1 pseudogene is annotated in these 213 nt (G+C 43.2%); it reads right to left on the bottom strand.

Annotated features, from left to right (window positions below):
* Positions 1-213 (bottom strand): annotated as a pseudogene (locus tag Q1A70_RS20830) (IS4 family transposase); the annotation flags it as partial.

Genomic DNA, 213 nt, shown 5'->3' with positions numbered 1-213 from the left:
CCGAGCTTGTGGGTTACTTTTCAGTTTAATGAGTTTGTCTTGTCGACCAAGGGACTGAACAACTTCGTAGTTTAGCCCCTTTTTCATTGGAATAAGCCAATGTCGATTTACGCCTGTAGAGCTCCATTCTTGAAGTAATCCAAGAGAGTAAAAGCCTTTATCGAAAAGGGTTAGGCTGTTATCGGGAGTCGTTTCTATCAGTTGCTCGGCCAA

This window comes from uncultured Vibrio sp. (assembly GCF_947488985.1).
Taxonomy (GTDB): Bacteria; Pseudomonadota; Gammaproteobacteria; order Enterobacterales; family Vibrionaceae; genus Vibrio.
Note: the sequence above shows the minus strand (reverse complement) of the source record. Positions and strands in the feature narration are given on the sequence as shown.